This window comes from Nitrosopumilus sp. S6, from assembly GCF_054515815.1.
In genome coordinates this window covers 1-18150 of record NZ_JBTNRI010000016.1, presented here as the reverse complement: position 1 = coordinate 18150, position 18150 = coordinate 1, and the positions used below count along the sequence as shown (strand labels likewise).

At 33.9% G+C, this 18150-nt stretch carries 22 protein-coding genes; 14 read left to right on the top strand and 8 right to left on the bottom strand.

From position 1 onward, the window contains the following. Window positions 1–72: 72 nt before the first annotated feature. Window positions 73–240, top strand: coding sequence for a hypothetical protein (locus ACX12B_RS08985; protein WP_459353675.1), 168 nt, complete (start codon window positions 73–75; stop codon window positions 238–240). A gap of 45 nt (window positions 241–285) precedes the next feature. After that, a complete protein-coding gene (locus tag ACX12B_RS08980) occupies window positions 286–1398 on the top strand; it encodes a DHHA1 domain-containing protein (RefSeq protein ID WP_459353674.1) in 1113 nt (370 codons plus the stop codon). On the opposite strand, the gene ACX12B_RS08975 is transcribed toward ACX12B_RS08980, so the two are convergent. Continuing rightward, a complete protein-coding gene (locus ACX12B_RS08975; protein ID WP_459353673.1) occupies window positions 1399–1821 on the bottom strand; it encodes a DoxX family protein in 423 nt (140 codons plus the stop codon). Between the two features lie 91 nt (window positions 1822–1912). On the opposite strand from ACX12B_RS08975, the gene ACX12B_RS08970 reads away from it, so the two are divergent. Both ACX12B_RS08970 and ACX12B_RS08965 read left to right on the top strand, forming a co-directional pair. Next, a complete protein-coding gene (locus ACX12B_RS08970; protein WP_459353672.1) occupies window positions 1913–3019 on the top strand; it encodes a DUF3179 domain-containing protein in 1107 nt (368 codons plus the stop codon). After that, window positions 3019–3507, top strand: coding sequence for a hypothetical protein (locus ACX12B_RS08965; RefSeq protein WP_459353671.1), 489 nt, complete (start codon window positions 3019–3021; stop codon window positions 3505–3507). The genes ACX12B_RS08970 and ACX12B_RS08965 overlap by 1 nt, the downstream gene beginning before the upstream one ends. Here ACX12B_RS08965 and ACX12B_RS08960 read toward each other — a convergent pair. From ACX12B_RS08960 to ACX12B_RS08940, 5 genes are all read right to left on the bottom strand, one after another. Then, window positions 3490–3858, bottom strand: coding sequence for a PPOX class F420-dependent oxidoreductase (locus ACX12B_RS08960; RefSeq protein ID WP_459353670.1), 369 nt, complete (start codon window positions 3856–3858; stop codon window positions 3490–3492). The two genes, ACX12B_RS08965 and ACX12B_RS08960, sit on opposite strands and share 18 nt — an antisense overlap. Window positions 3859–4013: 155 nt before the next feature. Next, window positions 4014–4211 carry a hypothetical protein gene (locus ACX12B_RS08955; RefSeq protein WP_459353669.1) on the bottom strand — a complete coding sequence of 66 codons (198 nt, stop codon included), beginning with the start codon at window positions 4209–4211 and terminating at the stop codon, window positions 4014–4016. A gap of 44 nt (window positions 4212–4255) precedes the next feature. Further along, complete coding sequence (locus ACX12B_RS08950; RefSeq protein WP_459353668.1) at window positions 4256–5533, bottom strand: dicarboxylate/amino acid:cation symporter; 1278 nt, start codon at window positions 5531–5533, stop codon at window positions 4256–4258. 66 nt (window positions 5534–5599) lie between these two features. Beyond that, window positions 5600–6055, bottom strand: a complete 456-nt coding sequence (locus ACX12B_RS08945; protein WP_459353667.1) for a RidA family protein — start codon at window positions 6053–6055, stop codon at window positions 5600–5602. A 29-nt stretch (window positions 6056–6084) separates the two neighbouring features. After that, window positions 6085–7245, bottom strand: a complete 1161-nt coding sequence (locus tag ACX12B_RS08940) for a TrmB family transcriptional regulator (RefSeq protein WP_459353666.1) — start codon at window positions 7243–7245, stop codon at window positions 6085–6087. A 157-nt stretch (window positions 7246–7402) separates the two neighbouring features. Between ACX12B_RS08940 and ACX12B_RS08935 the strand changes: the two genes are divergently transcribed. From ACX12B_RS08935 to carB, 5 genes are all read left to right on the top strand, one after another. Then, window positions 7403–7960, top strand: a complete 558-nt coding sequence (locus ACX12B_RS08935; RefSeq protein WP_459353665.1) for a hypothetical protein — start codon at window positions 7403–7405, stop codon at window positions 7958–7960. Further along, window positions 7948–8448, top strand: coding sequence for a hypothetical protein (locus ACX12B_RS08930; protein ID WP_459353664.1), 501 nt, complete (start codon window positions 7948–7950; stop codon window positions 8446–8448). Before ACX12B_RS08935 ends, ACX12B_RS08930 begins: the two co-directional genes overlap by 13 nt. Window positions 8449–8458: 10 nt before the next feature. After that, a complete protein-coding gene (locus tag ACX12B_RS08925) occupies window positions 8459–9652 on the top strand; it encodes an AAA family ATPase (RefSeq protein WP_459353663.1) in 1194 nt (397 codons plus the stop codon). 102 nt (window positions 9653–9754) lie between these two features. Beyond that, window positions 9755–10876: a glutamine-hydrolyzing carbamoyl-phosphate synthase small subunit gene (gene carA, locus ACX12B_RS08920; RefSeq protein WP_459353692.1), complete on the top strand. Its 1122-nt coding sequence runs from the start codon at window positions 9755–9757 to the stop codon at window positions 10874–10876. Window positions 10877–10879: 3 nt separating this feature from the next. Continuing rightward, on the top strand, window positions 10880–14122 hold the full coding sequence (carB, locus tag ACX12B_RS08915) for a carbamoyl-phosphate synthase (glutamine-hydrolyzing) large subunit (RefSeq protein WP_459353662.1): 3243 nt from the start codon (window positions 10880–10882) through the stop codon (window positions 14120–14122). Window positions 14123–14125: 3 nt separating this feature from the next. Here the strand turns inward: carB and ACX12B_RS08910 are convergent, their stop codons facing one another. Continuing rightward, a complete protein-coding gene (locus tag ACX12B_RS08910; protein WP_459353661.1) occupies window positions 14126–14875 on the bottom strand; it encodes a metallophosphoesterase in 750 nt (249 codons plus the stop codon). 34 nt (window positions 14876–14909) lie between these two features. Between ACX12B_RS08910 and ACX12B_RS08905 the strand changes: the two genes are divergently transcribed. Next, entirely contained in the window at window positions 14910–15212 is a 303-nt protein-coding gene (locus ACX12B_RS08905; protein WP_459353660.1) for a hypothetical protein, read from the top strand. Between the two features lie 48 nt (window positions 15213–15260). After that, complete coding sequence (locus ACX12B_RS08900; RefSeq protein WP_459353659.1) at window positions 15261–15512, top strand: hypothetical protein; 252 nt, start codon at window positions 15261–15263, stop codon at window positions 15510–15512. 2 nt (window positions 15513–15514) lie between these two features. Here the strand turns inward: ACX12B_RS08900 and ACX12B_RS08895 are convergent, their stop codons facing one another. Then, a complete protein-coding gene (locus ACX12B_RS08895; protein WP_459353658.1) occupies window positions 15515–15817 on the bottom strand; it encodes a hypothetical protein in 303 nt (100 codons plus the stop codon). Between the two features lie 89 nt (window positions 15818–15906). On the opposite strand from ACX12B_RS08895, the gene ACX12B_RS08890 reads away from it, so the two are divergent. From ACX12B_RS08890 to lsrF, 3 genes are all read left to right on the top strand, one after another. Continuing rightward, entirely contained in the window at window positions 15907–16200 is a 294-nt protein-coding gene (locus ACX12B_RS08890; RefSeq protein WP_459353657.1) for a V-type ATP synthase subunit F, read from the top strand. A gap of 37 nt (window positions 16201–16237) precedes the next feature. Next, window positions 16238–17266: a zinc-dependent dehydrogenase gene (locus ACX12B_RS08885; protein ID WP_459353656.1), complete on the top strand. Its 1029-nt coding sequence runs from the start codon at window positions 16238–16240 to the stop codon at window positions 17264–17266. Window positions 17267–17303: 37 nt separating this feature from the next. Beyond that, on the top strand, window positions 17304–18150 hold an 847-nt coding region (lsrF, locus tag ACX12B_RS08880; protein ID WP_459353655.1), incomplete at its 3' end, for a 3-hydroxy-5-phosphonooxypentane-2,4-dione thiolase.

Genomic DNA, 18150 nt, shown 5'->3' with positions numbered 1-18150 from the left:
AATATGCCAACTTTTGGCCCTAAATGAGAATTTTTAATCAAAAATTAAATGACTCCCAGTGAACGCAAAAATTTGCAAAAACTTGATGATTTGGTTCTAAATGCATCTGCTGAAGAACTAAAAAAACTCCAGGAAGTTGATCATCAAAACCAGATGGAAGGACTCTCTCTTTATGAGGTGTATCTTGATTCAAGTTCTTTGATAAATCAAAGTGTCAAAAAAACATCTAGAAAATCTTGAAATCCCATTCTTCATTTAAATGAGGGTTTGTAATTTTTGATATCGTTGGCTGCATCAAAGACAAAGAAATCTACTGCAAAGAAATCAATAACTAAAAAGCCTAAAACAACTAAAAAAACTGCAACCAAAAAAGTTGTCAAAAAATCAACTAAAAAAACTTCCAAAAAAGTAACAAAATCAAAACGCACCAAAGTAATTTGTATATCTCACAAAGAAGATGCTGATGGTATTAGTTCTGCTGCATTAATTAGACAAGCATTTGGTGGTGATGCTATACTAGTTGATTATCCTGGGCAAATGGAGGCATTACAACAAGTTGTTACTGATGAAAAATTAAAGTCACTATACATTTGTGATTTGGGTCTGAGCAAAAAAACCCAAGATGAATTTATTGATATTATGACGACGTTACGAAAAAATAAAGTTTCAGTTACATATATTGATCATCATGATATTGATCCTGCTGTTGTAAAATCTTTACAAAAAATCAAAGTCAAAGTAATTCATGATATTCAAGAATGTACTACTGTTCAAGTTTACAATGCTTTTAAATCAAAATTAAATGAACATGCAACTTTTGTTGCAACCTGTGCTGCAATTACTGATTATATGGAAGACAGACCTTTAGGTTCTAAATTGCTTCAGATGTATGATAGACAATTTGCACTCATCAGTGCTACTGTTCTAACTTACAATATTGTTGGTCATCAAAAAGAACCTGATTATCTGTTGTACTTGGTTGAAGAACTAGCAGAATCTAAATTCCCTCATGATATTCCAAATACGTTTGAGTTTGCACAAATTCAAGTTGAAAAACTCTCTCAAATGATTGCCAAAGTAAAAGCAGGTATGAAAACAATGAAAAATCTTGGACATATGGAAATTTTAGATTCAGGGGCTAGTGGTGCTGTGAATTTTGTAATGGGGTTATCTGGCAAAGATGTAGGTGTTGCATACAAAGAAAGAGTCGACCATGGTATCTATGCAGTATCTGTTAGAGGCTCCAAAAACTGCAAAGTTCATTTGGGAAAAATTGTTAATTTATTGGCAACTGAACTTGGTGGTTCTGGCGGTGGACATGATAGAGCATGTGGTGCTGTAATCCCAAAACCAAAAATAAAAAAATTCATTACAGAATTAAATAAAAAAATAAAATAATCACTGTAAGAATCTAGGAATCTTTTTTGCTACATGAGATATTGAAATTCTACCTGGACCTGCTACAATTATTGCAAGTGTTGCAGCTAACATTACCAAGTCCCATTCCCATCCTCCTTTGGAAACAAAGAATCCGTTTTCCCATCTTATATGGAATATGGCTCCCAACAAAATTATCGAAAGCACTGCTGCAGAAATTCTAGAAAGAATCCCTACTACTAACAACACTCCTCCAATAAATTCAGCTAAAGCAATTGGTAATTGCAGTTCAGGTGGAATTCCTATTGAAACTAACCACTCTTGCCAACTGGGATCAAATTTCTTTAAACTGTGTACAATGAATATCGCTCCAATAGATGCGCTAATTCCCCAATGGGTAATATCGTGTAATACATTTCCCTTTAGGGTTGCTTCTGTATTCATGCGTAAACGCCCTTGAATTTTATTAAAAGGATTTATCCAAATCCAAGTTGGAATAATTGTTTAATATTTTAGAAACACAATTTATTCAAAATTGAATCTAAAATTTGTATTTCCTGCTATGGTGATTGCCATTGCGATTGGGGTCTTGGTATTTTCATTTGGAAATGATTCTACTGAAATTATTCCAAATGTGACTAATTCTGAAATTTTGAATCCTGAATTAGCTCTGATGGAAACTAATGGTGTAAAACACCTAATCCCTCTTGATAAAATCAAAGGTGGTGGACCTCCAAAAGATGGAATTCCATCCATTGATAATCCAATTTTTGCCAATGTTTCTGATTCTCAATTCATGTCTGATTCTGATACTGTAATTGGTTTGGAAATTAACGGAGAAGCAAAAGCATATCCATTATTCATTTTAGTTTGGCATGAGATTATAAATGACAAAATAGGTGGAGTTCCTGTATCTGTAACTTATTGTCCACTGTGTTATACTAATCAAGTCTTTGAAAGAATCATCGATGGCCAAGAAGTAGAGTTTGGTACTTCTGGAAAATTATACAATAGTAATTTGTTGATGTATGATAGATTGACTGAATCTTATTGGAGTCAAGCACTTGGTATTGCAGTAAAAGGAGAACTGGCTGGTTACCAACTTAATCTAGTTCCTTTTGATGTAATTACTTGGGGTGATTGGAAACAACTTCATCCGAATACTTTGGTGTTAACTACTGATACTGGTCATTTAAGATCTTATGCGACTGATCCTTATGGAAATTATTACACCGAACCTCGAATAATGTTTCCTGTAGAACACAGTGATGATAGAATGCATCCAAAAGAGATAATCATTGGATTTAATCAAGATGATGTTTCAAAAGCATTCAAACAAAGTGACATTGAATCAGAAATTATAATTAATGATTTTATTGGCACAATTCCTGTTATGTTAGTTTCATTGTATTCTGAAAACTCTCGTGCATTTGAAAGAATCATTGATGACAAAGTTTTAGATTTTCAATATTCTGATGGCAAAATAATCGATATCCAATCAAACTCTGAATGGAATTATGATGGATTGGCAATATCTGGTCCATATAAGGGAAAACAGCTTGAAAGACTGCCAATTGAGCCTGGATTTTGGTTTGAATGGGTTGCGTTTCATCCTAATACTCTAGTTTATGGTGATATGTAATGAGACCTATCCAAAAGGCAACAATTGTTGGAATCATTACAGTTGTAATCTATTTGGCAGTAGTTGTTGTAACTACTCCTGCATTAGAACCATATGCTGCAATTAGTGCTGCATTTCAACTAAACTCTATTGTAATAATTGGTATGGGAATTGGTATTGGTTTGCAAGTGTTTTTGTCTGAAAAAAGTAAACTTCTTGGATGCAAACTTGATATTAAGAGAAAAGCATTTGGTGGAAATTCTGGAAGTACTGCCGCAACCTCTTTCTTTTCTTTCTTCTCTCTAGTTCCCCTTGGTTGCTGTGGTTGGTGGCTCTATGCATTATCTTTACTTCCAAGTGTTGTTGGAACTGGAGTAACTGCAGTACTTATTGAATATAGTCAAGTATTGGCCTATGTTGGTTTGATAATCATTTTTGGATTTGCTGGATTAACTGCATTAAAACTAAAGAAAGAACAAAAATTGCAAAACTCATTTAATCTTAATTGAAAATGCCACAAGTTCACCTTTACTTTTAGTGAGAAATCTTGCCATCTTAGAAAAGAATCCATATTTTTTGTCTCTTCTTTTTACTGCATCTTTTGTTTTCTCATCATCTAAAATTTCTGCAGTCCCTGAAATCCATTTTCCTTTGATTTTTCCTTTAATTGTACATGTTGCAATTTTTACTTGTGTGTTGTTTTTGAGGCGTTTTACTTTTCCTGTTTGGTCTCTGGTTACTACAAAAATCTGATTATTTTTTATTGTAAACCAAACTGGAGTCCTTACTGGGTCCCCATTTTTTCTATATGTTTCAACTGAGATGTATTTCTCAGATTCTATCTCTTCCAAGTATTTCATTTTAGCCTCAATTTTAGAATTATTTGGATGTATTTTTGAGTTTTCTGATAATCTTCTTTACTTGTCTATATGCTAAAACTGGAGGGATACAATATGGACATCCTATCTCTTTAATTGAGCAACAACAAAAGCATTGACACTTTCCTTTTTCATGGTTACATTCTTGGCAAATCATATTTTTTACTTCTAGCTTTTGATCTTAATCTTGTTTTACAACATGGACATGTATTTTCTTCTGTAAGGAAAAATATTGCACATAATGAACACCACTTTTGTCCTATTTTGTAACGAAGATTATTTGTAAATGAGGTTGATTTTAACCGCTCACACAATCCTTTACACATCTGAACCATAAAATCAATTCTTTGAAAATCTATTTAAGAAAATTTCCAAATTCTTAATTCTTATATCGTGTTATTTCATCAAATACACAAGATGCAGTAAGATCTCCTGTGACATTTACCATTGTTCTAATCATATCCAAAATCCTATCTACTGAAAGTAATAACAAGATTCCAACTGGAGGAATACCAACTGTTACCAATATGGTGGACAATACAATCACCCCTGCTCCTGGTACTGCAGGGGTTCCAATGGAAGCTAAAAGCGATGTTATGATTATTACTAGAATTGATATCATACTCAACTCGATTGCAAAAAGTTGTGCCAAAAAGAAAACTGCTATTACTTGATACAATGCTGTACCGTCCATATTTACAGTAGTTCCTAATGGAATTACAAATTTTGAAACTCTAGTATCTATTTTCAGATCTTCTTCTGCAGTCTTTAGTGTAACTGGCATTGTAGCCATTGAACTTGCTGTCGAAAAAGCCAAAGTCTGTGGGTTGCGAAATTTTGAAAATGTAGATGATATGGATCTTTTTGCTACAACCTTTAGGATTACTGTGTATACCAATAACATAATTCCAAGACCTAGGATGACTGTACCCATGTATACTCCTAATCCGATCATTGTTTCTATGCCAACTGTTGCAACCATTCCTATAATCAAACCAAAAACTGCAAACGGTACAATCTTCATGGAAATTAACAAAATATGTAATGTGATTTTTTGAATTGATTCTAGTAAATCTAATAATGGTTTAGTTGATTCTTTTGGTAGAACTGCCATTGACAGTCCCACAATAACTGCCATTACCAAGATACTAAACATCTGTCCTTCCAAATATGAAGAAATTGGGTTTCTTGGAATTATGTTGGATACTGCATTTGGAATATCTTCTAACGAAAAACCCTCTGTAACTTTTAGGTCATCTTCTGAAATATCGTGTGCTTCTTGTAGTGAAGTAAGATCAAGAATACTCCCTGGTGCAATAATGGATGCAAGAAGTACAGCTACAAGTATTGCAATTGTTGTAGTAATTACAAAATAAACTCCAATCCCTAATCCTAGAGTCTTCATTTTTTCTTTTGCTCCTAGATTGGTAATAGCTACTACAATTGATGCAAAAATTAATGGAACAATGATCATCAAAATTACACTCAAAAATATGTTAGCAGGAATTTTCAGATATGATGAAAGAGAATCCAAAGTATCATCCTCTAGGCCAATACCCACATCGTCTCCTAAAATCAATCCTACTCCTAATCCAAGTAGCAAAGAGATTACAACTTGAAGCCACAAATTTTTAAGAATATAATTTTTTAATGTCATCTAATATCCTTAGATTTTCACCATTTTCATTTCATATAAGAACTACCTAAACATCTAACATGAATTCTACTCTGATAGTTCAACAATTGCATCAATTTCTGTCATTGAATCAAGTGGTAAACTTCCTGCTCCTAATGCTATTCTTGCATGTTTTCCTTTCTCTCCAAATACTTCAAACATCAAATCTGATGCTGCATTGATGACTTTTGGATGCTGTGTGAATTCTGGAACTGAATTAACAAACCCTGATAGTTTGACAATCTTTGAAACTTTGTCCAAACTACCCGCCTCTCTTTTGATTTGTGCTAGAATGTTTATTGCACAACTTTTTGCTGATTTTTGAGCAGTTTCTATATTCTCATCTGAAACTTTTCCAGTGTATGCTACTTTTCCATTTTCAAGTGGAATCTGTCCTGAAATAAAAAGTAAATTTCCTGTTTTTACTGCTGGGATGTAGTTTCCTGCAGGTACTGGGGCTTTTGGGAGTTCTATTCCTAATTCTTTGAGTTTTTCTTCAGACAAGACGATTGTTGCGTAATTTTTGTCTGATTTTAGTTTTTACTTATTTTGATGTGGACTTTTTCGCCCTTGCTTGAGTTGTTTTGGAACACTGTTCTAGTTTTGTAACCTTGTTTTTGGAGACAACCATCTAAAATTGAAACCCATGGAAGAGAATGACCACTATTTAGCTTTGATTCTACTGTAATGTTTTTTGTGTTTGCTTCAAAGTTTACATGTCCTGAACATGTGATTTGCAATATTGCATCCATTATCTCAATTATATCATCTAGTGATTTTGATTTTAACGAAACTCCATTTTTTTCTAATAATTTAAACAAGTCAAATTCTGGCTTTTTTGAAAACATTGTGGAATTTAGTATGTGTGTCAAACCTATCTCGTTAATTGTTTTTATGATTTTGTAAATCTCCTGTGCTTCTGCTTTTGTCATATCTGCAAGCGCCTTTGTTTTTATTGCATTTTTCCAAATATGTGAGAATAATTTCTCTTGGTTTGCACCTAAAATATCAGTTGATGAAAAGATTGCTCCTTTTCCATTTTCATTATTTACCATTAGTAATTCTGCCTCATCAAAAATAAAGCAATTTTGTGTAATGTCTGATGCTCTAATTTCTACTCCCTCTGGTATTGACCTGTAATCTTCTGAACAAATTTGTGTTGGTGATACTAGAACTTTCACATCTAGATTCCTACGCAATACTGATACCAACTGTTCTTTGCATTCTCCTAGTAAACCCAAACCCCATTGATCTACCATTATCTTCATTGAAGATTTACTTCCATCAATCATGGTTTGAAGTTGTGATAGAACATTGTTTGCACTAATATGGAAATATCTTTTTTCTTCTGAACCTCTTGATTTTCTACTTTCCTCACTTGCTTTTTTGAGATTAGATACTAGTGAGTTCATTGCATTTACTTTGTTAATTTGCTCATGAATAATTCCATCAAATGCGTCCTCTGGTGCAATGGCAGTACACATTATTGGTTTACTTTTTGAAATTATTGCGAGTTTTTTATTTTCAAGTTTTAGTAAAGTTGGGTAAATTTTGGTTCTTGGAATTTCTGAGTAATATGCCAATTCTCCTGCTGAAATTGTACCTTTGGCAATTAATGCAACATATGCTTGCGCTTCGTATTTGCTTAGGCCAAACTCCTCAAGACTAACTGTTAATGCGTGCTCATTGACCATGATTATGATTGATTTGTTATTAGGTAAAATTGAGAGCTAAATTCCTTTACACAAATACTCAAAAAAAATCAAAATTGTATCTGCAGTTATGTGTCACTGTGGTTACTAAATTAATCGTGACATCGTCCTCAAATACAAAATCTCGATAAAATATCTCATGTCGGCTAAATGTATAGAAATTGACAATGAGAATATTGCTCACTCTGTCACTTTGACTCCTAGATTGGAATATTCTGTTTCTCTACTTGATGAGATTGTAGGTATCATATCTCAAAAAAGAGATGATTTGAAACAATCTAACAAGGATTTAGTTTATGATTTTGATGGTGCAGACAAAACTCATCTTCAAGCAATAGAACTTGAACGAATTATGGCATTTTCTCTTGAGGTTTTAACTTTGACAAAAAGTAAAACTAAAAGCATTACAAATATCCAATCCATTCCTCAAGTTTTACCTTCTTCTATTCCTTTGATTAGAACAATTAGTGCTCAACTCTATGAACTAGTTCCTGATTGCAGTCAAAAACTATCAGAACTTTCTGTTCATTTAGGTAGTATTGTACTTGATTCTGCAGCACTTACTCATGCTAGTTTTGATTTTAGTCAGTCAAATATTGAATCTTCAACTCTACTTGATGAAGTAAAATTGATGGTGGACTCTAAAATAAGTAAGCAGTATCCTAATGTTGATTTTTTTAAATTATGCAATACTTGAATATGCTAAACTCTAAACGTGATTTTTCAAAGGATCTTGAACGTATAAAATCACTTTCATCAAAACTTGACAAGAAAATTTCTGAGGTAAAATCCTCTGATGATAAAAATATTGAAAAATTAACTTTAGAGGAATTACAAGATTTGGATAAGATTGTTGGAATTGCAGATTTTATGTTAGTCAAACATGCTGACAAAAAAGAAATGCGTTCAATTCTCAAATATTTTGTGTCTGTAATTTCAGAGGCAGCTGGTTCTATTGGGGATTTGGATGATGAAATATCTGAACTGATAATGTCTGCTGAAGATTCTATTAGTAAGGTAAAAGGAATTCATGTGGATATTTCAGAGAAATCTGATTTTAAGAAGAAATATCATGATGGACCTGATTATAATGAGTATGAAACAAGTGCAATTAATTTAACCAATTTTGCTACAGAGATTAACACCGTAGAATACCAACAAAATTCTCAAGAGAGTACTGCGTAGGTAATTTGAAATGAGTTTGGCCCCCCAAGAACTAGAAAATACTGCTAGCAAATATGCTTCTGAGGCAATCAAATTTGATTCTCAAGGTGCACGTGGCCAAGCAATCACATACTATCAGCAAGCAATTGATGCTCTGGTAAAATTACTACAACTATACCCTACCAGTAAATTAAACCCTATTTACAAAGAGAGATGTAACTCTTATCATAATAGAATCAATGCATTACAACAGGCACATGGTGTAGAACCTGCAGTTGATCCTAAAGCCTCTCCAGAGGAACAAAAGAAATCTGTTCAAAGACAAGAAGCAGAAAATGACTTTGAAGACCTTATCATGAAAGAAAAACCAGATGTAACTTGGGACCAAGTGATTGGTTTAGATGATGCAAAGAGTGCATTACGTGAATCTATTGTATATCCAACTAAAAGACCTGATTTGTTCCCCCTTGGATGGCCTAAAGGAATGTTACTTTATGGCCCACCTGGAACTGGTAAAACAATGTTAGCAGCTGCAACTGCAAATGAAATGGATGGTTACTTTATCAATGTAGATGCCTCATCAATGATGAGCAAATGGTTAGGTGAGGCAGAAAAAAATGTTTCAAAATTATTTGCAATGGCGAGAAGTCATGCTGAAAAAGAAGGCAAACCAGTAATTTTGTTTGTAGATGAAGTTGATTCTCTATTAGGCTCTAGAAACAGTGAGGTTGGTGGAGAGGTTAGAACAAAGAATCAATTCTTAACTGAAATGGATGGTGTTAATGGTAAAGGAAAAGATTTGATGATGTATGTAATTGGTGCCACAAACAAACCATGGAGTCTTGATTGGCCTTTCCTTAGAAGATTCCAAAAGAGAATCTATGTATCATTACCTACCTTGGAAGCAAGAAAAAACCTCTTTGAACAATATACTGCTAAACTAAACAAAGATTATAGAGTCAATCCTACTGAATTAGCAAAAATGTTTGATGGATACAGTGCCAGTGATATCAAGGATGTCTGCCAGGCTGCTCAGATTAAAACAGTCCATGAAATTTTCAATGCTCCTGATTACCATGAACCAATCGAAGGTGAAGAACCAGTGCAACCAAGAGAACTGAATACATCTGATTTCAAAAATATCATGGAAAGAAGAAAACCAAGTGTTTCAACTGAAATGATTCGTGCATATCACAAATGGAGCGAAGAGTTCCAAGCACTATAATCAAAATTCTTGCGATCAAAAATTATTATTTCTAATACTCACAAAACTTAAATTCACTTTCTTGCGGACTTTACGAGGGTCACAATAACTACAAAGAAATCAATCCACGCAAACAAGCATGGAAAGCTGATCTTTGATGATGGAACCGTTTTTGAAGGTCAAGGGTTTGGTTATTCAACGACTGTTTTTGGTGAAATTGTCTTTAACACTGGCATGGTTGGTTATACTGAAGCCCTAACCGATCCTTCTTACAATGGTCAAATTCTAACCTTGACCTATCCTCTTGTTGGAAATTATGGTGTCCCCGATCCCGAAATTAAAGATGAGGATGGCATACCAAAATTCTTTGAATCTGATGTTATGCAAATCCGTGGACTGGTGGTTCATGAACTATCCCTGACTGCAAGTCATTGGAATCTCAAAATGACTCTGGATGAGTGGATGTATAATGAAAAGGTGCCTGGAATTTCTGGCATTGACACTCGTGCTGTAACTAAGAAACTCCGAAGTAGTGGTGTCATGATGGCTGCCCTTGTTGTATCTGATGAAGAAATTGATGTTGAAAAAATTAAAAAAGAACTGGCAGAGGCCACTGATTATAATTCTGAAAAATTTATGGATTCAGTTTCAACTAGGGAAGAAAAAATCTATGGAAATGATTCTGAATCAGTTGTAGTAATTGACACTGGTGCAAAAAATGCTATTGTAAGAAATGTACGAGAATTAGGATACAAAGCAATTGTTGTTCCATGGGATACTCCTTATGAGAAAGTAATGTCTCATAATCCAAAAGGTGTGGTGTTAAGTAGTGGACCTGGTGACCCCCAAAACTGTCCTGCAACTGTTGATACTGCAAAAAAACTAATTGAAAATAATGTACCAACATTAGGAATTTGTTTAGGTGCTCAAATAATTGGTCTTGCAGGAAATACTGAAACTTACAAACTAAAGTATGGACATCGTGGACAAAACAAACCTTGTATCAATTTAGAAACAAACCAAGTTTATGTTACCAGTCAGAATCATGGTTATGGAATAACGCCTGAATCACTGGAAAAATCTGATTTTAAGTTATGGTTTACAAATGCAGATGATAAAACAGTTGAAGGAATAAAACACAAAACACAAAATTGTATTGCAGTACAATTCCATCCTGAAGCTGCACCCGGCCCTTTTGATTGCAAATACGTCTTTGAAGAACTTAAAAAATTAATGGAGAAATAAAAATTGCCAAAAAATGAATCTCTAAAGAAAATTCTTGTGCTGGGAAGTGGAGCAATTAAAATTGGTGAAGCAGGAGAATTTGATTATTCTGGAAGTCAATGTCTAAAAGCAATTCAAGAAGATGGAATCAAAAGTGTTCTAATCAATCCAAATATTGCAACAATTCAAACAGATACAAGATTTGCAGATCAAGTCTATCTTTTGCCTGTGACTCCAAAATATGTTGAATCTATTGTAGAAAAAGAAAGACCTGATGGAATCATGTTGGCATATGGTGGTCAGACTGCTCTGAATTGTGGTGTAAAACTTGAAGAGGCTGGGATTCTACAAAAGTATGGGGTCAGTGTACTTGGAACTCAGGTACAAGGTATCAAAAATACCGAAGATAGGCAGCTTTTCAAGGATCAAATGAATGAATGTGGAGTTCCTGTACTCAAAAGTAAGACTGTGACAAACTTTGATGATGCAAAGAAGGCAGCTGAAGAATTAACCTATCCTGTAATCATACGTGTGGCCTATACTCTTGGTGGACGTGGTGGTGGTATTGCTCACAATGAAATTGAATTACATGAAATTGTTGAACGAGGTCTAAAGGCAAGTCTTGTGGGTCAGGTTCTAATTGAAGAATACATTGGTCATTGGAAACAAATCGAATATGAAGTCATGCAAGATTATGATGGCAATAATGTAATTGTATGTAACATGGAAAATGTTCTTTCTATGAAAGTTCACACTGGTGATAACATTGTAGTTGCCCCCTCTCAAACAATTGATAATCATGAATATCACATGTTGCGTTCAGCAGCATTACGTGCAACAAAACATGTTGGTATTGTTGGTGAATGTAATATTCAATATGCATTAGATGCAGATTCTGATAGATATGTTGCAATTGAAATTAATCCACGCCTTTCACGTTCATCTGCTCTTGCTAGTAAAGCAACTGGATACCCACTTGCGTACATGTCTGCAAAAATTGGTTTGGGTTATAATTTATCTGAGCTAGTAAACAGAATTACAAAAAGTACTACTGCATGTTTTGAACCATCTCTTGATTATGTTGTATGCAAACATCCAAGATGGGACTTTTCAAAATTTGAACTTGTAAATCGTAAACTTGGGGTTACTATGAAGTCTGTTGGAGAAGTAATGGCAGTTGGTAGAACCTTTGAAGAATCTTTACAAAAAGCAATCAGAATGCTTGATATTGGAAATGATGGACTTGTTTTAAATCGTGCAAATGATCAAAAATATACTGAAGAAGAAATTGAATACAAACTTTCACATCATGATGATGAAATATTGTATAATGTTGCAATAGCATTAAAGATGGGAATATCTGTTGATAGAATCTACAAACTATCTGCAATTGATCCTTGGTTTATAGAAAAAATTCAAAATATTGTAAATACTGAATCCAAACTCAAAGAATCAGAACTTGATAAATCTATGATGTGGAGTGCCAAAAAAATGGGCTTTTCAGACAAGCAGATTGCACGAGTTAAGGACAAAACTCCTGATGAAATACGTGAAATACGCAAAAAATTAGGCGTAATTCCTTCAGTCAAACAAATTGACACCTTAGCTGCAGAATGGCCCGCTGTTACAAATTATCTCTATCTTACCTATGGTGGACATTCTAATGATATTGATGTACCTTCAGATGAGAAAGGAATAATCGTTGTTGGTGCTGGTCCGTATAGAATTGGAAGTAGTGTGGAGTTTGATTGGGGAACTGTCAACATGGTATGGGGTCTTCAAGAAAATGGTGAGAAAAATGTTTCAGTAGTTAATTGTAATCCTGAAACTGTTTCAACAGACTATGATATTTGTACAAGATTATACTTTGAAGAATTAACTCAAGAGAGAATTCTTGACATTACGGACTTTGAAAATCCTAAAGGTGTAATTACTTGTGTTGGTGGACAAACTGCAAACAATTTGACTCCTGGTCTTGCACAACGTGGAGTCAACATTATGGGAACAAGTGCAATAGATGTTGATAGGGCTGAAGACCGCTCCAAATTCAGTGCTGAACTTGATAAACTACACATACAGCAACCAAAGTGGCAAGCATTTTCAAATCTTAATGAAGCAAAGAACTTTGCACAAGAAGTTGGCTTCCCTGTAATTGTTAGACCTTCATACGTCTTGTCTGGAGCTGCCATGAAAGTTGTTTGGTCTCAAGATGAACTAAAAACATATGTCAAAGAAGCAACAGATGTTTCTCCTGATCACCCAGTTGTAATATCAAAATTCATGCTAAATTCACTTGAAGTCGATGTTGATGGAATAAGTAATGGAAAAGAAGTTGTAATTGGTGCAATAGTTGAACACATTGATTCAGCTGGTGTTCATTCTGGTGATGCAATGATGTGCATTCCTCCTTGGAGATTAAATAATAAAATTATTGAAACAATCAATGATTATACTAAAAAAATAGCATTAACATTTAATGTCAAAGGTCCTTTCAATTTACAATTCCTAATACACGATGATCATGTTTATGTCATTGAGCTTAACATTCGTGCGTCTCGTTCTATGCCGTTTGTTTCAAAATTGGTAAAAACCAATCTGATTTCCCTTGCATCTAAGGCTATTTTGGATAAGCCCCTTCCTAAAATCCCTGAAAATAAATGGCAAAAGATTCACAATTATGGAATCAAAGTTCCCCAATTCTCATTCATGCAATTAGATGGTGCTGATATTGCATTAGGAGTTGAGATGCAATCTACTGGTGAAGCCGCATGTTTTGGTGATAGCTTCTATGATGCACTATCCAAGGGTTTGACTTCGGTTGGATATAATCTTCCTGATAAGGGAACTGCACTTGTAACAGTTGGTGGTGCTACAAATAAAGAAAAACTTTTGCCAAGTATTGCCAAGCTCAAACAATTAGGATTCAAAATTTTGGCAACAGAACATACTGCAGAATTCTTTGAAGAAAAAGTTGGCGATGTTGAAATTGTACACAAGATTTCAGAACCAGAACGAAAACCAAACATCTCTGATCTACTTTATGAGAAAAAGATTGACTTTATCATAAACATTCCAAGTACATTGTCTTTGGAAAAATATGTTGGAATGCTTGATGATGAATATCAAATAAGAAGAAAGGCTTTGGAGTTAGGAATTCCTGTGCTTACTACCATTGAATTGGCAGACTCTTTCGTTAAAACACTTGAATGGTTACAGCATAATGAAACCACAAAAAATCCTATTGAACCATATGATATCTATGAATAATTATTACAAAACCTGATCAATAATTGATTCATTTCCAATAATTGTTCCATCTAATGTAACAATTCTTGCTTTTGCAACTGATTTTATTCTGTCAATTATTGGAGAAATTGATTTTTTGTATTTTCTTCTATGAGTTGCGTAAAAATATTTGTTAAATGAAGGAATTATAGTAATTTCTAATTCTCCTGATTTATTTGGAAAAATTCTTTCTTTTTCAATTTTCATTGAAACCCAAACTCTTTGTCCGTTTATCACAGAATCTTCTTGAAAAAACACTGGATGAACATGTCCCATGATGATCTTATCTACATGCGAAAAATTTTCTGATGGCATTGTATGTCCGTGAGTCAATAATGTATCTTCTTCAACAATTCCAGTTGAGCTAATCATTGTAATGTTTTGGGGAACGAGTCTTGAAATATTTGCATCATGGTTTCCTGGAACTAAAATCACTTCACATTTTTCACTAATTTTCTCAAAAAACATTGGAATCTCGTCCCATTCGCTGTTTGAAATGCTTTTGACACTTGATTTTACATCTCCCAGTAAAATTATTGAATCAGGTTTCTCTACTTCAATCATTTGAGATATTTCTTGAATTGTTTCATTTATTGTGGAATTTTTTCCAATGAAAATTTCATTTGATGCCATACTGCTCTCAAATCCTATGTGAAGATCTGTTACAACTAGATGTTTCTTCTCTCCTTCCAAAACTAATGCAGGTTTTGATGGCATGATCCTAGTTTGTAACATCAAAGTTATACTGCAGATATCTGATTAAATTCTTGTGAACAAAGATCCAGATAGAATTGAATCTCTAGTTTCAGAAAAACGAGTCAAATTACATGTTTTTGAGCCTAGTCAAAGAAAAATCTGGACTGTTGTTGGCAAAGGTGAGGAACATTGGGTTGATCCATCTGGTCTTTATTGTTCTTGTCCTGGATTTTATTTTGGAAAATTAAATGGAAAAGAAACTTGTTATCATTTAGATTCCGTAAAATTTGCTCAAAATCAAAACAAAGTTGAAAAAATTATTTTTTCTGATGATGAATTTTCTGATTTTCTTTCAGGGTTGCTTTCAGATTTGTAATGATTTTTTATTCGAATGTATTAATAACTAGAAAATTTATTGAGAAATATGGATGATGAACAACAAAATTCTGAAATTGAAAAAATTGCAAATCTTATGGTTCATGATGGTGTTTCTCCTGATGAACAAGACCCTGTAAAATTAGAAAAATACAAAAACCAAATTAAAGAAGATTGTAATCTAAATGATGAAGATGCAATGAAGCTTGTTTATGAGACATTATTATTTAGAAAATTAAAAAGTTCAGATTCTGGTGACCTTTTAGACAAAGGTTCCGATTTTGGTGCTGGATTTAGTTAATCTTATTCTAATGGAATGGATTCAACATCTTCTTTTGAAACACCTTTCCACAATCCAATCATACCTTCAGGTTCTACCTCTTCAACTTTAGTTATTTGTTGAATCTTGATTTGATTTGGTGCTGGTCCTGGTGGCCATAACTGAACCATGTAATCTCCTACATTACCAACTTTTGTTGGTGCTGCCATAGTGATATTTGCTTCAGAACATCCTTTTGCAATTAAAACATCAGTTGCTTTTTGTTTGAGATCCATTTTTCCATGCAAGAAAAGAAAAAAATCCTTCTGTGTGTCAATTTCTGTCATAAAATTACTAATTTTTTAAACTAAATCAACCTTTCCTGATCTACTCTCTTCCAAAAAGGGTTAAATTAGAATGAACAAAAATTGAATTTGTGAAAATATTCACTGTAGGAAGCAAATCATTTGTAACAAGCTTTCAGTTAGCAGGTGTTCCAGGTATCATTTCTGAATCTCCTCAAAAGGCTTTAGAAGATATTAAGAAACTAACTGATGATTCTGATGTCGGACTGGTTCTAGTTAGTGATGATATCACTGAATCTATCAATGATGAGTTAACTGCATTAAGAGCTGAAAAATCTACTTTGGTATTTGCATTACCTGCAGCAGGAAGCGAAAAAACTGAAGTTGACTATAGAGTAATGCTAAAGAAGATTCTTGGTGTTTAATTTAATCTACTTATACTCAATTTTCTAATGACCAATCATGAAAACCGCGTCTGTTAAGGAACCTTCTATAATTTCTATAAGTGAAACAGAAAACCCTTCTTTGGAATCTGGTGATATTTTAGTTCAGATGCATGCATGTGGAATTTGTGGTTCTGATTTGGAAAAAGTATTTGGACAATATGGACAACCATCTATGCGCTTAGGTCATGAACCTGCAGGTGTGGTTTTAGATGTTGGTTCTAATGTAACTGAATTCAAAAAAGGTGATAGGGTATTTACTCATCATCATGTTCCTTGTTATGATTGTCATTTCTGCAATCATGGAAATGAAACAATGTGTAAAAAATACTATGAAACTAATCTGTCTCCTTGTGGTTTGTCTGAACAATATGTAGTTCCTGCATGGAATGTATCTCATGGAGGAGTATTGAAAATATCTGACTCGCTGAGTTTTGAAGAAGCTGCAATGATTGAACCACTTGCATGTTGTGTTCGGGCTTGGACGAAATATAATTACCATGAAGGAGATAGTGCTGCCATATTTGGGGTTGGACCTACTGGAATGATGCATGTGATGCTTGCCCAAGCAAAAAAATTCTCAAAAATTTTCTGTTTTGATGTTAATGATTTTAGATTAGATTTTGCAAAAAAATTCAATATTACAGAATCTATCAACTCTACTGATGAAACTAGGAAACAAAAAATTCTAGATCATACTGATAATAGAGGAGTAGATGTTGCTATTGTTGCAACTAGTAGTCTCAAAGCTCTTGATGACGCAATCGATATGGTTAGAAAAGGAGGTTCTGTAATGATGTTTGGTGTTCCTTCAAAAGGTGCAAAAATGGATTTAGACATGAGTAAAATCTATTCAAAAGAAATCACTCTTGTAACAAGCTATGCTGCATCTGATAATGATACCAAAGAAGCATTGAATCTAATTGAATCCTCTCAAATTGATGTCAAACAGTTAATCACACATACTTATCCAATTGATGATACTCAGAAAGCATTTGATCATGCACGTAGTGGTGAAAATGCAATGAAAATAATTATTACAAAATGAGAAAGGCTTAAGAAAGGCATTTCAAATTCGATGAAATATGGATTGGGGATTAAAAAACAGACTCTCTAGAATAATTAAACCACATAATAATCGCGCACTTATGTTAGCAGTTGATCATGGATATTTTCTTGGACCTACCGAAAAATTAGAAAACCCAAAAAAGGTAATTGCGCCATTGTTGAAACATTGTGATTCATTGATGTTAACTCGAGGTGTTCAGAGAACATCTGTTTCTGCAGAAACTGATACTCCTATGGTACTTCGTGTATCTGGTGGTTCTAGTATTATTGGTGATGATTTATCTCAAGAAGATATCACGGTATCTATTCAAGATGCAATTAGACTAAACGCTAGTGCTCTTGCAATGTCTATCTTTGTAGGCTCAAAATATGAATATCAAACAGTTGTGAATCTTGGAAAATTAGTCAGTGAAGCAGAGCAGTACGGAATCCCTGTCTTGGCTGTAACTGCAGTTGGAAAAGAATTAGGAAAAGATGCAAGATATCTTTCCTTGGCATGTAGAATGGCAGCTGAACAAGGCGCACATATTGTTAAAACATACTATTGTGAAAACTTTGAAAAAGTTGTTGAATCCTGCCCTGTACCAATTATTGTTGCAGGCGGAAAGAAAATTCCAGAACGTGATGCATTACAACTAACTTACAATGCTGTAAAGGCAGGAGCTGTTGGTGTTGATATGGGTCGAAACATCTGGCAATCTGAACATCCTGTTGCTATGATTAAGGCAACAAGAGCAATCATTCACCAAAATGCAAATGTTGATCAAGCTTTCAAATTATACCAAAAATTCTCAAACGAAGAACCAAAGAAAAAACAACAATCAAAAGGCAAGAACCCTAATCAAAACAAATCAAAAGGCAAGA